Origin of the sequence: Arcobacter sp. F2176, from assembly GCF_004116465.1 — a bacterium.
GTDB lineage: Bacteria > Campylobacterota > Campylobacteria > Campylobacterales > Arcobacteraceae > Arcobacter > Arcobacter siniprincipis.
This window is the reverse complement of the sequence record NZ_PDJV01000005.1, coordinates 85,318-101,704: the sequence shown is the minus strand read 5'-3', so window position 1 is coordinate 101,704 and position 16,387 is coordinate 85,318. Positions and strand designations below refer to the sequence as shown.

General features: G+C 29.8%; 20 protein-coding genes. 14 read left to right on the top strand and 6 right to left on the bottom strand.

Annotated features, from left to right (window positions below; translation table 11 throughout):
* Window positions 1-118: 118 nt before the first annotated feature.
* Window positions 119-541, top strand: a complete 423-nt coding sequence (locus CRU95_RS06480) for a hypothetical protein (protein ID WP_129100332.1) — start codon at window positions 119-121, stop codon at window positions 539-541.
* Between the two features lie 48 nt (window positions 542-589).
* Window positions 590-835 carry a hypothetical protein gene (locus tag CRU95_RS06475; protein ID WP_129100331.1) on the top strand — a complete coding sequence of 82 codons (246 nt, stop codon included), beginning with the start codon at window positions 590-592 and terminating at the stop codon, window positions 833-835.
* A gap of 6 nt (window positions 836-841) precedes the next feature.
* Here CRU95_RS06475 and CRU95_RS06470 read toward each other — a convergent pair whose 3' ends face one another.
* The 3 genes from CRU95_RS06470 to CRU95_RS06460 form a co-directional block, all read right to left on the bottom strand.
* Window positions 842-1,864, bottom strand: a complete 1,023-nt coding sequence (locus CRU95_RS06470) for an AI-2E family transporter (RefSeq protein ID WP_129100330.1) — start codon at window positions 1,862-1,864, stop codon at window positions 842-844.
* A gap of 49 nt (window positions 1,865-1,913) precedes the next feature.
* Entirely contained in the window at window positions 1,914-3,419 is a 1,506-nt protein-coding gene (locus CRU95_RS06465) for a hypothetical protein (RefSeq protein ID WP_129100329.1), read from the bottom strand.
* Window positions 3,420-3,503: 84 nt separating this feature from the next.
* A complete protein-coding gene (locus CRU95_RS06460) occupies window positions 3,504-4,844 on the bottom strand; it encodes a nitrogenase component 1 (protein WP_129100328.1) in 1,341 nt (446 codons plus the stop codon).
* A gap of 153 nt (window positions 4,845-4,997) precedes the next feature.
* Here CRU95_RS06460 and CRU95_RS06455 point away from each other — a divergent pair, with 153 nt between their 5' ends.
* The 4 genes from CRU95_RS06455 to CRU95_RS06440 are packed head-to-tail and all read left to right on the top strand — an operon-like array spanning window position 4,998 to window position 7,959.
* Window positions 4,998-5,384 (top strand): NifB/NifX family molybdenum-iron cluster-binding protein, encoded by a 387-nt coding sequence (locus CRU95_RS06455; protein WP_129100327.1) that lies wholly within the window; start codon window positions 4,998-5,000, stop codon window positions 5,382-5,384.
* 10 nt (window positions 5,385-5,394) lie between these two features.
* A complete protein-coding gene (locus CRU95_RS06450; protein ID WP_129100326.1) occupies window positions 5,395-6,366 on the top strand; it encodes a NifU family protein in 972 nt (323 codons plus the stop codon).
* Window positions 6,363-6,719 (top strand): NifB/NifX family molybdenum-iron cluster-binding protein, encoded by a 357-nt coding sequence (locus tag CRU95_RS06445; RefSeq protein ID WP_129100325.1) that lies wholly within the window; start codon window positions 6,363-6,365, stop codon window positions 6,717-6,719. Before CRU95_RS06450 ends, CRU95_RS06445 begins: the two co-directional genes overlap by 4 nt.
* A 1-nt stretch (window position 6,720) precedes the next feature.
* Complete coding sequence (locus CRU95_RS06440; RefSeq protein WP_129100324.1) at window positions 6,721-7,959, top strand: FprA family A-type flavoprotein; 1,239 nt, start codon at window positions 6,721-6,723, stop codon at window positions 7,957-7,959.
* Window positions 7,960-8,022: 63 nt separating this feature from the next.
* Here CRU95_RS06440 and CRU95_RS06435 read toward each other — a convergent pair whose 3' ends face one another.
* Together CRU95_RS06435 and CRU95_RS06430 are read right to left on the bottom strand one after the other, a co-directional pair.
* Complete coding sequence (locus CRU95_RS06435; RefSeq protein WP_129100323.1) at window positions 8,023-8,208, bottom strand: hypothetical protein; 186 nt, start codon at window positions 8,206-8,208, stop codon at window positions 8,023-8,025.
* Window positions 8,205-8,564, bottom strand: coding sequence for an ArsC/Spx/MgsR family protein (locus CRU95_RS06430; RefSeq protein WP_129100322.1), 360 nt, complete (start codon window positions 8,562-8,564; stop codon window positions 8,205-8,207). Before CRU95_RS06430 ends, CRU95_RS06435 begins: the two co-directional genes overlap by 4 nt.
* 102 nt (window positions 8,565-8,666) lie before the next feature.
* Between CRU95_RS06430 and nifB the strand changes: the two genes are divergently transcribed.
* The 7 genes from nifB to CRU95_RS06395 all read left to right on the top strand — a co-directional run bounded on the left by nifB (window position 8,667) and on the right by CRU95_RS06395 (window position 14,007).
* On the top strand, window positions 8,667-10,115 hold the full coding sequence (nifB, locus tag CRU95_RS06425; protein ID WP_129100321.1) for a nitrogenase cofactor biosynthesis protein NifB: 1,449 nt from the start codon (window positions 8,667-8,669) through the stop codon (window positions 10,113-10,115).
* 68 nt (window positions 10,116-10,183) lie between these two features.
* Window positions 10,184-11,299, top strand: coding sequence for a homocitrate synthase (nifV, locus tag CRU95_RS06420; protein ID WP_129100320.1), 1,116 nt, complete (start codon window positions 10,184-10,186; stop codon window positions 11,297-11,299).
* On the top strand, window positions 11,281-12,087 hold the full coding sequence (locus CRU95_RS06415; protein ID WP_129100319.1) for a hypothetical protein: 807 nt from the start codon (window positions 11,281-11,283) through the stop codon (window positions 12,085-12,087). Before nifV ends, CRU95_RS06415 begins: the two co-directional genes overlap by 19 nt.
* A gap of 23 nt (window positions 12,088-12,110) precedes the next feature.
* Window positions 12,111-12,320: a CCE_0567 family metalloprotein gene (locus CRU95_RS06410; RefSeq protein ID WP_129100318.1), complete on the top strand. Its 210-nt coding sequence runs from the start codon at window positions 12,111-12,113 to the stop codon at window positions 12,318-12,320.
* 6 nt (window positions 12,321-12,326) lie between these two features.
* The gene (locus CRU95_RS06405) at window positions 12,327-12,569 is read left to right on the top strand and encodes a hypothetical protein (RefSeq protein WP_129100317.1); all 243 of its coding nucleotides are present in this window, start codon (window positions 12,327-12,329) and stop codon (window positions 12,567-12,569) included.
* Between the two features lies 1 nt (window position 12,570).
* Window positions 12,571-13,563, top strand: coding sequence for a leucine-rich repeat domain-containing protein (locus CRU95_RS06400; RefSeq protein ID WP_129100316.1), 993 nt, complete (start codon window positions 12,571-12,573; stop codon window positions 13,561-13,563).
* A 123-nt stretch (window positions 13,564-13,686) separates the two neighbouring features.
* Complete coding sequence (locus tag CRU95_RS06395; protein WP_129100315.1) at window positions 13,687-14,007, top strand: nitrogen fixation protein NifQ; 321 nt, start codon at window positions 13,687-13,689, stop codon at window positions 14,005-14,007.
* A gap of 2 nt (window positions 14,008-14,009) precedes the next feature.
* Here CRU95_RS06395 and CRU95_RS06390 read toward each other — a convergent pair whose 3' ends face one another.
* Window positions 14,010-14,912: an RluA family pseudouridine synthase gene (locus CRU95_RS06390; RefSeq protein ID WP_129100314.1), complete on the bottom strand. Its 903-nt coding sequence runs from the start codon at window positions 14,910-14,912 to the stop codon at window positions 14,010-14,012.
* Window positions 14,913-15,053: 141 nt separating this feature from the next.
* On the opposite strand from CRU95_RS06390, the gene purB reads away from it, so the two are divergent.
* Window positions 15,054-16,382 (top strand): adenylosuccinate lyase, encoded by a 1,329-nt coding sequence (gene purB / locus CRU95_RS06385; RefSeq protein WP_129100313.1) that lies wholly within the window; start codon window positions 15,054-15,056, stop codon window positions 16,380-16,382.
* Window positions 16,383-16,387 lie beyond the last annotated feature (5 nt).

Here is a 16,387-nt window from a genome sequence, read left to right as displayed (position 1 = left end):
CCTAAAATTAAAATAACAAAATAATCTCTAAAATAATTATCTTAATCTAATTTTAAGGTAAGTGCTCTTATAATTTTGTATTATTTAAATAATACAAAATTATAATTAAGGAGTAACTATGTCTGGAATTGATGACGTTGTGAATATTTTTAATGTTGGTTTTTTTCAAACAAATAACAATAATAAAAACCCAATTGATTTAAATATTCCAGAAAACTCTCAATTTGGTGATTTTAGTGAAAAACTTAAAGTAATAACTTCTGAAGCTACTTATCGCCCTCCTGAAACTGTCTATCTTGATGGATATGATTTTTCTGACCCAAAAAATCCTGTACCTACAAAAATTCCACTTACAGGTTATTTCCAACATCCTTTTTTAGATGAGGATGGAAACTGGGATGAGGAAGCAGAATATAAATCTTATGCAGAAACAGAATTGGAGTATAAAAAAGAAGTAGTAGCCAACTGGATGGAAGAAAGAGGTTATGATTTAAAAAATAATGCAGCCTTGATGAAAGCTTTATTGGAAAAAGAAGCATAACTATTTTATTCTTTTTAAATATTTAACATAAATTATAAGGAGTTACTTATGGCAACAATTGGGGAAATAACTGGTGGTTTTAGTTCTGGTATTTTTAAAACAGATACTAATGGTGAATTTAATATTCCAAAGGATTCTGAATTTGATGACCTAATGAAAGGAGAATTTACAGACGTAAGTTCAAGTAGTCTAGAGCCTGTACCTTATGAACAAGCTCCTTTGGAGTATGATAATAATACTGAATTAGCTAATAATGCAACTTTAATGAAAGCTGTATTAGGAAATCAAGGATAATTATTTTTATCCTTCTTTTACACTTGACATAAGTAGGGATATCCATTTAGTAGTTTTATTTGAATCAAAGGCAATTTTTAATGTCATTGTAATAGGAACTGCTAAAAACATCCCTACTATTCCCAATACCCAACCCCACAAAATCAATGAGAAAAATATAACTAAAGGAGAAAGACCAAGCTCTTTTCCCATAAATTTTGGTTCGATAATATTACTTATAAAAATATTTATGGCAAGATATAATACTATTAATATCAAAGTAGTATTTAAATCACTTGTTAAAAAAGACAAAAGTATTGCTGGAACGGCTGCTATTATAGACCCAACTACTGGAATAAAATTAAATAACATTGCAATTACTCCCCAAAGTATAGGGTAGCTAATATCAAAAAATATTAAAGTTATAGCTACTAAAAATCCTGTTAAAAAACTAGTTGCTGTTTTTACTAAGAAGTATTTTTGTATATTATTTGAAAAAAGCTTGAAATGCTCTATTTTATCACTCTCTTTTCTAAAAAGTATTTTTAACTTTTTTTCAAAAGATTTTGATTCGGCTAGAATAAATCCTATACCAATGATAATAAGTAAAAATTTAGATAAAAATGTACCAATACTTCCAATTAGATTTGTAGTAATTCCAAAAAATGAGTTTAGATTTAAAGAATCTAAAATAGTTTTTTTATCAATTGAGTAGCCATAGTTTTCTGCTAATGAAATAATATTTACAATAGTTTGTTGTAATTTCTCTTCATAAGTTGGAAGATTTGTTATAAAGTCTTTTAAAGAGATATTTACAATGTAAGCTAAAAGTAATGAAATAAGTGTGAAAAACCCAAGTACTAATAAATAAGAGATGAGTTTAGGAATATGTCTTTTATCTAAGATTTTTATTAAAGTTGATATTATAGATGAAATAAATATTGCTAAAAATAAGACAATTACAATTTCACTGGCTATTTTTACTCCGGCAATAATAACTACTATACAAGCCAAATAAAAAAAATAGTTCCTTATTTTCTCTTCATCCATATTTTCCCTTTATTTTATAAAAGTAATTATAACGGCTTTTTATATAAATCTAAGAAAATAGATTATTTTTGATCTCATTGTATTGAGAAATAAAATTTGAATATGCCTCTATAATATTTTTGTTATAGGTTTTTGGGGGTGTTTGACCTGCATTTTTAGCTGATTTTTCTACAATATCTATAATAGAATCAAGATTTAAGGGTTTTGCATCCATTTGCTGTGTATTTGGAGGATTTTTATCTTCTTTTTGATTTTCAGCATTATCTTTGTTATCTTCATTTTTTTGAATATCACTTGGATAGAATAATAACCCATCAATTATGATGGAATCAAGATTTCCATTTTGAAGGTTTTCTATATTTTCATTAATAGCTAAATTACTCCATACTGCCACTTTAGGATCTTCTATATTTTGAAGTTTATTGTATATTGTTTCGTTTAAAGTATCATCTTTTAAGTAAGCTACTTTTTCTAATTGGGCTTTAAAAGCAAGTAGATTATCGGTATCTTTTTTATTAAGACTAGAAATATTTTTTAAAGAGTCATCTAAAATTTTTTTTAAATCTTCATAATTTTTTTTAGCTTCATCAAAAGTTATCTGTCTTAATTGAGCAGCTGAATAGGTATTATAATCTGGTTTAGTATCTTCATTTTTTATTTCTTCTGTTTTTGAATCTACTTCTGTATTCTCTTTAATTTGATTATTCTCATTTTTTGAATAATCATTATTTACACTTTTTTTGACTTCATAGAGGCTAAATGTTTTATTAGAAATTGTTATTTCTTTTCCTGAAATCATAAAGCCATGATTATAACCATATTGACTATCAAATTGTTTATCAGATGATATAAATCCATGAGCATCCATAAATTCAGTTGCATCTTCAATTGATTGTACAATTTGTTTAAGATCTGTACCTTGGATAGAGTAAGAACTTCCTGCAAAAAAACCATCAGAACCATCTAAGTCAGCAGGATCGGAATAGTCATAGAAAACTTGAGCATTATCCTCATAATTAGAATATATCGCTCTATTTATTTCGTCATTATCAAAATAATTAACAATTTTAAATTTATCATTAAAGTTAAGTAAGTCTTGTGTCTCTTTATTTACTCTTGTTACTTCTCCGTATTGCTTATCAAGCATATTATCAGTGATTTTATCTTCATTCATAAACTTTGATGTAACTTCATTCAAATATACTTCATGGTCTTTAGAACCACCTCTTATCTCAGAGGGATTACTAATAAGAGATCTTTTTTGATAATTTTTAAAAGATTCAGAATTTAGAATATCTTGAGATTCTTTCATCCTAGATTCTAATTCCTTTTTAATCTCTTCATAATTTTTCTTTATTTCATTATAAGAGAGTTCACTTAATTCTGCTGCACTATATGTAGAATAATCACCTTCAACTTTTTTAGTAAAAGCAGTAATTTGTACATTAACTTCATCTTTTTCTATTTCTAAAGTTGAACTTTTAGGATTGGTATTAAGTGTATTTGATATATTAGCAAAGGCATTGAAATTATTTATATTTGTTATATTAATCATATTTATCCTTTAACAAAGTCATAATAACATTATATTAATACTTTCTTAATATTAGATAAAATATAATTAATTAAGTGATTTTTCTTAATTCCAAGGTTCTGGACTTCCGACTACTTTAAATACCTTGTTATTAACTGCATTAGAAACATCTTTTGCTAAATTTATAAGTCCATTATATGCTCCGTAACTTACTTTTTTCTCTTGATTTACATCCACAAAGGCTACTTTTTTCTTAATAGCTGTATATAAACTTCGTCCACCTGCTAATAAAATATCTATATTATGTTCATCTATTAATTTTGCTTGTTGGGTTCCTGGATCATTCATAAGTATTTTTACATATGTTGCACAAATCTCTTTATCTTCTAAGGTTGCTTTCTTTACACTTGTTGCAACCACATCTATACCTATATCTTGTAAGGCAGATGCTATAGACCAGGTTTTATTCCCACCTGTATTTAAAATAGCCTTTTTCCCTTCAAGTATTTTTCTATATGGAATTAGCGCTTTTTCAAGTTTTGTCTCTTCCTCTTCTATAACTTCTTTTGCTTTTTTGATAAGTTTTTCATCTCCAAAGGCATTTACTATACTCATAATTGCATTTGTTGTATCACGTTTTCCATAAAATGAGATACTTATATATGGTATATTGTATCTCTCTTGCATCTTTCTTGTTAGAGAGATAAGTGATTTAGCACAAACAATTACATTCAGTTTTGCCCTATGTGCCATTTGAATATTTTCTATTCTTCCATCACCTGCTAGGGTTGAAACTACTTTTATCCCTATTTTTTCTAATATTGGAGTATATTGCCACATGTCACCTGTAACATTGTATTCACCAATTAAATTTATTCCGAAAGGGTGAATCTCTTCTGGTTCTTTTGTTCCTATAAGTTGGTGCAAAACTGATTCTCCTCCAAGTCTTGATCCTAAGTTTTTACCACCAACAAACCCAGGAGAGTGAATAACAACTATAGGAATACCATGTTTCTCTTCCATTCTATTACAAGTATTATCCATATCATCACCAATCATAGCTGTAACACAGGTTTCATAGACAAAAATTCCCTTTGGATTTTTATTTTCAACTATATAATTAATAGCATCTTCTAGTTTCTTATCTCCACCAAAAATCACATCATTTGTATTTACATCTGTTGTATATCCAGTGATTGTATTATTCTCCCCCTCATGTGAAGTTAGAGTTTGTCTAGTCTCCCATGAAGCTCCTATACAAGTAGCAGGAGAATGAACAAGATGCACAACATCAGCATAAGGGAAAAGTGCAATTTGAGCCCCCTCAAAAGCACATCCCCCACTAGTAGCACCTGGTTTTGGTTTATCACAAGATGATTTTTTTTCTTTATTGTGAGAACATGCACTTTCACTTAATAACTCTTGAATTAGTTTTTTATTTACCATTTTAGTTCCTTTGTTATCTACTTTTGTAGGAAAACACTAAAGAGGATAATCTCTTACCCTGACATTTAATTATCATAGATGCAATAAGCGTTCCTTTTTTTATTGTGGAATGGATTTTGCATGGTAAAAATATAATGATTTAAAGGATTTAAAATGATTGCTATACCCTTAAGTAAAGAAGACTCAACGGTAATTTCTGATTTATATGGAAATGCTCCATATTTTGCCCTCTTAGATTTAAGCTCTGGATATTTTAATGTAAAAGAAAATGTTGGCTGTGGCAATGGGCTTGAAACAGCAAAATGTGTAGAAGATTTAGGTGCAAAAAGCACGATTTTTTATCATATGGGAGAAGGTGTTTTTAATCATCTAGCTGAAAATAAAGTAAAAGTTTACAGTGCAGCAAAAACTTATTTGACAATAGAAGATATATATAGAAATATTTTAAACAAGTCGTGCAAAGTTGTTACAAAAGAGAATTGTGAGAGTTTATTGGACTCTGGAACAACATCTTGCTCATGTGAGTGTGATAAAAACTAATCGAGTAAATATGCAAAAAGATTTAGAATATTATCTAGCTTTAGATTATCCCTTTGAAACATATAGTGGAGAAAATGAAGTTGGAGATGCTTTTTTAGTAGAATTTTTTGATTTTGATATAAAAGCTTCAAGTGAAGATTTTGATGAGGCAGTTGAACTTGCACATACATATTTAGAAGAACATATAAAAAGAGAATTAGAAGCAAACAGAGAAATTCCAAAGCCAAATGAAGGAAGAAGATTTATGAAACATAGGGAAGCATTAGCTGCATACAAAAACAAAGACTTTGATAAAGCCTATAGTATTTGGGAAGAAGAAGCAAAACTAAAAAATGACCAAGCTATGACAAATCTAGGTTTGATGTACTTAAAAGGTGAAGGTGTAGAAAAGGATTATTCTATAGCCAAAGATTGGTTTGAAAAAGCTAGTTCTTATGATAATGATTCTGCAAATTTCAATTTGGCACTTATGTATCAAACAAAAATTGGTGTTGAAGAAGATATGGAAAAGGCAAAAGAGTACTTTAGAAGAGCAGTTAGAAAAAACCATACCCAAGCAGCTTTTAGATTGGCGCTTGTTTTACTTCAAGATAGACAAAATCTTGAAGGTGTAAAAGAGGGCTTTGATTGTATGTTAAAAGCTGCAAAAAATGGTCATACAATGGCAACTATCCAATTAACTGGCATAGATAAACCTTTAGTCGAAAATGTAGAATTAAATGAACATTTTAGAGCCCAAACTATGGAAAAACAGCTAGAAATCATAAATGATACTTTAGATAGATTTATTAGACCAATTTTATTAAAAGATGGTGGGAATATTTTACTAATAGATTATGTAAATGAGCCAGAAATAGAACTAAGACTTGCCTATCAAGGTGCCTGTGTTGGATGTTCGATTGCAAGTACGGGAACCTATGAGATGATAAAAGGTACTTTAGAAAAAGTAATTGACCCAAGAGTTAGGTTATATATATTATGAGAATTGCATTTGCTTCTAAAGATAATATTTATGTGAATCAACACTTTGGTTGGTGCAAAGAGTTTTATATCTATGAAATAAAAGATGATAGTTTCTCTTTTATAAAATCAGTTGACTCTTCTATTGAGATAGAAGATGAAATAGAGAAGTTAAATTATAAAATAGAGTGTTGTGAAGGGTGTGACATCTTATATGTACAACAAATAGGACCAAAAGCAGCCCTTATGGTAAAAGCTTCAAAAATATTTCCTATGCAAGCAAGCAGTGAAGATGAAAAGATAGAAGATATTTTAAATAAATTAGTCAAAATGAAGGAGAATCCTCCCATTTGGATGAGAAGGTTAATAGATTAAGATGGATACAAATCAACCAATAGAAATCGCCCCAAACATTTATTTTATAGGATCATTTGATCCAGATATTAGAACCTTTGATATTATTATGAAAACAGCCAATGGCTCATCATATAATGCATATTTAATCAAAACAGAAGAGGGTGTGATTATTCTAGATACGGTTAAATTAGAGTTTCAAGATGAGTTTTTTAAAAAAATAGAATCTTTGTGTTCTTACGATGAGATTAAATATGTAATCTCACATCACTTAGAACCGGACCACGCAGGAGCAATTCCTGAGCTAATTAATAGAGCTCCAAGAGCAAAAGTTCTAATCTCTCCTCAAGCAACACCTATGCTAAAAGCAATCACAAGAAATGAAAATATAGATTTCGAGACAGTTTGGACAAATAAGAGTTTGACCTTAGGCGATAAAACAATTAAATTTCTTACAACTCCATATTTACATTGGCCTGAAACTATGAGTTCTTATGTGGTAGAAAATAAGTTGCTATTTTCAGGTGATGTTTTTGGAAGTCATTACCATGATAGAAGATTGTTTGATGATTTAGTCGGAGACTTTTTTTATGCTTTTAAATATTATTATGACCATATTATGAGGCCATTTAAATCTTATGCCCTAAATGCAATCAAACTTTATGATAAGCTTGAAATTGATATGATTGCAACTTTACATGGACCAATATTAAGAGATAATCCAAAACAGTATATTGATTATTATAGAAAATGGAGCCAAGATAACTATAAAGATAGCGCACATGGTAAAAAAATCTTGTCTATTTTTTATCTAACAAGTTACAAAAATACTAAAGATATGGCTGAAGCTATATTTGAAGGTGCGGAAAGTGTTGATGGAATCATCACCAATGTATATGATTTAGCCTCTATTGAAGAATCAAATATGATAAATATACTTGAAGAGAGTGATGGTGTTTTAATAGGAACACCAACAATTAATGCAGATGCCCCAAAACCTGTTTGGGATCTGCTCTCATGTATGATGTTGTTGGAAAAAAAGGGAAAAACAGGAGGTGCCTTTGGTTCTTATGGTTGGAGTGGTGAAGCTATTGATATGATTTTACATAGATTAAAATCCCTAAACTTTAGAGTTCCTCCAATGGATTCTTTAAAAATAAAACTAATACCCACTACAGAAGAACTAGCTCAATGTTATGATTATGGTGTTGAGTTTGGTGAAATTATAAATGGGAAAATGTTAGAAATGACAATGAATTAGATTGAATGAATAAGTGATGAGTATAAATAAATTGACTAAAACTATTACTCATCACCTATTTGTTTATGATAGGTCACTAAGTGTTGATACCTTATAAACTACATCTTTAAGTTCATTTAGTTTTTTTATTATATCTTCATCACAGTGTTTATCCATATCAAATCTTGTCTCCATAAAATCATATATATTATCTATATTTGAAAATACTTCTTGGAGAAGTTGCTCTTTTATACTATCTTGTATACTCATCTTAACTCCCTTAGTTTAAAATCTAAAATTTTATTTAAATCAAATCCACAAAATTTATTTGTACCAATTGTTATAAGAGGTCTTTTTATTAAAATAGGATTTGAAATCATAAGATTTAGTAACTCCTCATCAGAAGTATTATCTAAATCTATCTCATTGTTTTTTATTAAAGGAGCATTTGGATTTATGCACTCTTTTATACTTTTATTCTCAAAAAAATTAAGTAGTTGTTTTTTTGAAAAATTAGTTTTTAATAAATCTGTACTAATAACATTAAATCCAAACTCTTTTAATCTCTTCTTTTGTTTGGTGTTATTTACACATCCTATTTTTTCATAAAAAATTATTGGAATCATTTTATTCTCCTTAATAAACTCTATAGATGCATATTTCATTCCTAAAAAGTTTAAGGAACGCAATATGCATAAAGTAAAACAGAAATAAAAAAAGGAGATACTATGAGTTGTTCTTGTACATCTAGTAGTACACAAGAGGAATTACAACAAGAAGTTATGGATAAGATTAACAATCATCCATGTTATTCAGAAGGTGCTCACCAACACTACGCGAGAATTCACGTAGCCGTTGCACCTGCTTGTAATATTCAATGTAACTACTGTAATAGAAAATTTGATTGTTCAAATGAGAGCCGTCCTGGTGTTACTTCAGCTAAATTAAGTCCTGAAGATGCAGTTAAAAAGGTTTTATATGTTGGTGGTGATATTCAACAACTTTCAGTTGTGGGAATAGCAGGACCAGGAGATGCTTTGGCAAACCCTAAAAAAACATTTGATACTTTTAGAATGCTTCATGAAAAAGCACCAGATCAAAAATTATGTTTATCTACAAATGGACTTAGACTTCCAGATTATATTGATGAAATGGTTAAATACAATGTTGATCATGTAACAGTAACTATTAATTCAGTTGATCCAACTGGAGAAATCGGTGCTAAGATTTATCCATGGGTTCACTGGAATCATGAAAAAGTATTTGGGGCAGAAGGAGCAAAAATTCTTTTAGAACAACAACTAAAAGGTATCAAAATGCTAACTGAAAGAGGTATTTTAGTAAAAGCAAACTCTGTTTTAATTCCAGGAGTTAATGATAAAGAGTTAGTAAATGTAGCTAAAAAACTTAAAGAGTTAAATGTATTCTTACATAATATTATGCCACTTCTTTCAAAAGAAGAGTATGGTACATATTATGGACTAAATGGACAAGCAAGCGCAACTGATCAGGAAGTAATGGCTGCACAAGAAGCATGTGGAATGGATATGAAACTAATGTCTCACTGTAGACAATGTCGAGCAGATGCTGTTGGACTGATTGGTGAAGATAGAGGAGAAGAGTTTACTCCTGATGTTTTCCAAAATATGTCTTGGGAAGAGTTACAAACTCAATATAACATGGAGGCAAGAGCAAAAAAACATGAAGTTATTGAAAACTGGAGAGCTGCACTTGATGCTGCAAATGACAGAATCAAAATAGAACAAGCAAGTAAACAAGAACTAAGTTCCACTGGTGAAACTAAACTTGTAGCTGTTACAACTGCGGGTGAAGGAACAGTAAATTTACACTTTGGTAATGCTACAGAGTTTTTAATCTACGAAGTTGGTGACAAAGCTATCAAATTTGTAATGCATAGAAAAGTTGAAAATGCTTACTGTAAAGGTCCTGAAGATTGTGATGGTTCATATCCAATTGAAGAGATAAAAAATACTTTAAAAGATGTGGATATTTTATTAACAGAAAAAATTGGTGGTTGTCCTCAAGATGAGTTAAAATCTATTAATCTTATTTCTGATGATTCTTATGCACTTCAACCAATAGAAAAATCAGTTTTTGCAGCAGCTCAAAAATATTTCTTTGCTAATGAATCAAAATCAGAGAAAGAGTTAGGGTAAAACCTAACTTCTAAATTCTATGGAATAGATTTTGCAACTATACTTTTAATCCAACAAAAGGCAAAATAATGTTTCTTATAAATGACACAACATTACGAGATGGCGAACAAGCTCCTTATGTAGCATTTAATACAAAAGAAAAATTAGATATTGCCCAAAAACTTTATGAAGCGGGCGCAGATGAACTTGAAGTTGGAATTCCTGCAATGGGAAAAAAAGAACAAGAAGACCTAAAAGAAATTTTAGCTTTAAATCTTCCTATTCCAATCATGAGTTGGAATAGAGCAACAATGAGCGATTTGGAAGCTTCTTTAGAGTGTGGGCTCAAATCAGTTGATTTATCAATTCCTGTTTCAGATATCTTAATTGATGTGAAATTTGGTGGAGATAAACAAAAAGTCTTATCTCAACTTGAAAAGGTGATTCTTCATGCAAAAAAAGAAGGCTTATTTGTTTGCATTGGAGGAGAAGATTCAAGTAGAGCTGATTTGAACTTTTTAAAAGAGATTTTGGCACTAGGAAAAAGTCTTGGTGCAAATAGATTTAGATATTGTGATACAGTTGGAATATTAACTCCTACAAAAACTTATCAAAATATTAGTGAGCTTACAAAGTTAGATTTACTTGATATTGAAATGCATACCCATAATGATTTTGGTATGGCAACAGCGAATGCTATTTCGGGTTATGAAGCAGGAGCAAAAAGTGCTAATACTACCGTTATTGGGTTAGGTGAACGCGCGGGAAATGCCTCTTTTGAACAAGTATTGATGACTTTGGCAAGACTTCTTGGAAAAGATACACAAATAAAATCTGATAAATTAAAAGCACTTATTCAAACAGTAGGATTAGCATCAAATAGAAGAATAGATACTAATTTACCTATTGTTGGAGAGTATATCTTCTCCCATGAATCTGGTATTCATGTAAATGGAATGATGAAATCAAAAAGTGCTTATGAGCCGTTTACTCCAATGGAAGTTGGATTAGAGAGATATTTCCCTATAGGAAAACACTCAGGAACATCTACTTTACTTTTTCACTTACAAACTTTAGGAATCACTCCTACAAAAGAGAGCCTACAAAAGTTATTGCCATTGGTTAGAGAAATGGTTACAAATAGAAAAAAAGTGTTAGATATAAAAGAATTGGAAGAGTTATACTTATGTTCGTTGGATATTTAAGAAATGATTTTGAGGAAGAACTTTCTAGTATATTAGAAAGTGATACTCTTTTTGACTTGGAATTGTTAAAACAAACATATGAGATATTCCCTCAATACTGTTTTGCTGCCTATGAAGATGGTAAAATTGTAGGGGTAGTTAGTGCTTATGCTTTTAGTAAACATGTATTTATAAATGTAATTAAAGCTTTGGATACACACAAAGATGTACTTACACGACTTATTAAGTTATTAGTGCAAAATGTGTCAAGTATGAATATATATGTACTAATAGAAGATAAGTTAGCTTCATATTTTACTGCTTTTAATTTTCAAGAACATTCAAAGTTTTTAAGATATATGCATAGTGGAGAAGCTGTTGCTTTTAACTTTTCAAATTCAACTGCGAAACAAGTAAGTGGAGAAAACTATGATGATATCTCTAGAAAAATAGATAGGGAAGTCTTTTTAGATGACAGAGAAGAGTACATAAAAAAAGATTGCGTATTTACAAACTCTTTGAAACTATCAACAACAAGTGGATTTATGCACTCTTATGTTGTAAATAAAAGATATATAAAAATCTCACCTTGGCTTATGCAAAATGAATCTTACTTAGATGCTGAAAAGCTTTTAAGAGGAGTTTTGTATTATCGAGGGTTAAAGAAAATATTTGCTTTTATCCCAAAAGACATAAAAGAGATAAGTGAACTCTATGAGAGTTATAAGTTTAAAAAAGATGGAAATTTTTCTTTGCTTTATTTAGGTGAAAAGCCTGAACTAAAGTTAGAGAATTTATATGCACTTTAATAAACAGAAAAGGAGACTAGAAGATGGTAGATTTAACAGAAGAGCAAAAAGAGAAGAAAAAAGAGTTAGCAAAATATAAAAGAAAAGTTATTGAAAAGGCTGGTGTCGTACATGACATAGTTGAAGATACAATTTGGACAGAATATGATAAGTTGCCAAAACTTAGTGAAGAGATAGGCTTGGCTATGAAAGATGTGGAGAGTTTTTTAGAAGAACATCCTTATTTAAAGTGATATAACATGGAAGATTTAAAAAATAAACTTATTTGTGAGTGTGGACAGAAATCGATTCTTGATGCAGTAAAAATATTTGAAAAAACGGATCTTCCATATAAAAAAGCTAAAAAACTAGTAACAGGATGTAATAAAACCTGTTGTAGAAAACCTCTTATGGCATTGTTTAATATGGTCGATTTTGGATTTGTTGATTATGAAGAAATTTCATTTTTAATAGATGCTATGAATGATAGATTAAAGGGATAAAATGAGAAGTGAAATAGAAGACTTTATTAAATGGGTAAATGTCAATGGTTTGAACTCTTTCATCTCAACTCATATTGATGATATAAATAGTATGACCCACTTAGATTTATCAAAAAAGAAAATTAGAGAATTGCCTGAATCGTTTGGGGTATTACAAAATCTTACAGTATTAAAACTATCAAATAATAGATTAAAGAAATTACCTAATTGTATTGGTGAATTTAAATACTTGAAAAACTTACAATGTGAGAATAATCTTTTAAGTGAAATACCAAGTAGTATTGGAAAGCTTTCGAAACTGATGATTTTAAATCTAAACGGGAACAGGTTAGAAGAGTTGCCAAAAGAGTTATATGATTTAAAAAGTATTACAAGATTGACTCTTGCTGCAAATAAGATAAAAAAACTTGATGTGGAATTGGGTAAATTATCAAAACTTCTGTATTTTTCTTTAGATACAAATGAGTTAGACGAATTACCTGATAGTTTCTCTAAGATGAAGTCTTTGTATTACCTTGATGTTTCATTTAACAATCTAACAAAGCTACCTAAATCTATCTCCCAAATAGATGAGTTACAAACATTATTGTTAGAGGGAAATCAAATAGATGATTTACCTTCATTAGAATCCCATGATATGCTTATAAAACTTGATTTGAGTGATAATTCCTTGAAATCTTTAGATTTTAATATTAGTAAATTAGAAGATTTGAAAATACTTATTTTAGATAACAATTATCTTGTAAAACTCCCTGATGAGGTATGTGATTTAACTAACCTTAACAATTTAAGTGTTAGTTCAAACTCCTTGATTGAACTTCCCAAAAACATAGGGAAACTACAAAATCTTGAAGAGTTGGATATAGAAGATAATAATGTAGAAAAGTTACCAGACTCTTTTTTTGAATTAAAAAAACTAAAAAACTTATATTTAGCAGATAATGAGGGCTTAGAAAGACCTGAGGGAATGGATTTTGAATATTGTGATTTATAAATAAGGACAACTCATTGTCCTCTTTAGGGTTTGTTTCTTTAAGCAAAATTTATTTTTGCTGGTAAAAGAAGTAATAAATAAAAGGTTTCCTTAAAATTGGGGACCAATTTAAAGGAGTCTATTATGCGAGATTTAGAATTAATGGAAAAAGAGGTTTTAGCCCTTTTGGTTAAACATGCAAATAATGAACAAATAAAAATAACCTTAGCCCCACTTATTGCAAAAACTTCTATACAAATGGGACATCTTTATTCTGATTTGGGTTTACCAACCAGGGAAGTAATGGGAAAACTAATGAGTGCAAATTTTAGTTCACTAGCAAAACTAAAGCCCTCAGATGTAAGATGGAAAAAGTATTTATATGATTGTATTGGTAAAACTGCACCTGCTTGCGCTAAGTGCAATGATATTTCAAATTGTTTTAACTGTACATTAGCTTCATAGAATCAATTATCATCTAAAAACTGATTATAAAGATCTTTGTTTTTAGAGTAAATTTTATATAAAGTATTTTCATAATTAAATTCTAAATAATTTGCATGAAGCCATAGTCTATGTGAACCACTAACTTCTTCTCTTCTTTTATCATCTAAAAGTCTATCTAAGTAAGCATCTGCAAAGTCATCATCAACACCGTATATTGGGTCACCAAAAATAGGATGACCTATTGAATAAAGATGCACTCTTATTTGGTGCTGTCTTCCAGTTACGGGTAGGGCTTCCACTAAAGTTAAATCTTTTTTTTCATCATATTTTATAGGATTGATTATTGTTTTAGATTTTTTTCCTTCTTCTCCTGCAACCATTCTTACACCTATATTTTTACCCTCTTTTTGTATGGAAGTATCAATAATAACTGACTCTTTTATGTGACCTCTTACTATGGCTAAGTATGATTTTTGATACTTTTTCTCTTCAAACATTAATTTTAGTTTAGATTCTATGTCTCTATCTTTGGCACACATTATTAAGCCAGAAGTTTCTGCATCAATTCTATGTACTAAATTGGCATCATCTCCAAAGTGATAACGAACTTCATCCAATAAACAATATTCAGTATTTTTACTGATTGGGTGAACAACAACTCCAGAAGGTTTTTCAAAAATAGCAAAGAAATTGGTTTGAAATAGGGGGTTCAAACCTCTTGTATGACCTTCAAATTGAGCCATATAAATCAAATCAGAGTCTATAATATCTCCATACTTTAAAGTATTGAAAGCTTCATCGAAAACTCTACCTTTGCTAATAGACTTTTGCGCTGTAGAGGTCTTTATCTTGAGATTTTTGACTAAATGCACTTGGATTTTTTCTCCAGAAAGTGCGGGGTATTCTTTTAGTATAAACGGCAAAACTATATCCTTAAATTAAGTAAAAATTAACCAAAAATTAATAAGATTCTTTGACTAAAGTAGATAACATATCATAGTAAAAAAAATCGAAATTTATGATAAAAATACAAAAAATTAAAAAGTGCTATAAGGAATTTATGAATGGTTGAAAGATACGCAAGAGAAGAGATGAGCGCAAAGTGGACTCAAGAAGCGAGATATGCTGCGTGGCTTGAAGTAGAAAAAGCAGCTGTAAAAGCTTGGAATAAAATAGGTCTTATTCCAGATGAAGATTGTGAAAAGATAGTAAAAAATGCTACTTTTTCTGTTGAAAGAATAGAAGAAATAGAAGCTGTTACAAAACATGATTTAATTGCATTTAATACAAGTGTATCTGAATCATTAGGAGAAGAATCAAGATGGTTCCATTATGGAATGACTTCATCAGATGCCGTTGATACAGGTGTTGCAATTCAAATGAGAGACTCTTTAAAAATCATTATCGAAGATGTAAAGATGTTAATGGAGTCTATTAAAAAAAGAGCCCAAGAACACAAATTTACTTTGATGGTAGGAAGAAGTCATGGTATTCATGGTGAACCTATTACTTTTGGTTTGACTTTAGCTGTTTGGTATGATGAAGTATCAAGACATCTTAAAAATCTTGAAGAGACTATGGAAGTTATTTCTGTAGGACAAATCTCTGGAGCTATGGGTAACTTTGCTCACGCACCACTTGAACTTGAAGAGTATGCAATGGCTGAACTTGGACTTAAACCTGAGCCTTGTTCAAATCAAGTAATTCATAGGGACAGATACGCAAGACTTGCAACTGCTTTAGCATTACTTGCAAGTTCTGTTGAAAAGTTTGCAGTGCAAGTAAGACACTTACAAAGAACAGAAGTTTATGAAGCTGAAGAGTATTTTGCAAAAGGGCAAAAAGGTAGTTCAGCTATGCCACATAAAAGAAATCCTATTTTAACAGAAAATATAACTGGGTTAGCAAGAATGATTAGATCATATGCAACTCCTGCTATGGAAAATGTTGCTTTATGGCATGAAAGAGATATTTCTCACTCATCAACTGAGCGATTTTGGTTGCCAGATGCATTTATTACAAGTGATTTTATGTTACATAGAATGAACAGTGTAATTGCAAACTTATCAGTTATGCCAGAAAATATGATGAAGAATTTAAATTTAACTGGTGGATTAGTATTTTCACAAAGAGTATTATTAGAGCTTCCAAAAGCTGGAGTTTCAAGAGAAGATGCTTATAGAATAGTACAAAGAAATGCAATGAAAGTATGGGAAGAGATACAACAAGGTAAACCTAGTACAAATGAAAAAGGTGAATCTTTATATTTACAATATTTATTAGGGGACGATGAATTAAGAAATTCATTATCAGAAGAACAAATAAGAGAGTGTTTTAATTTTGACTACTACACGAAAAATGTAGATGCAATTTTTAAAAGAGTTTTTAAATAATAAAA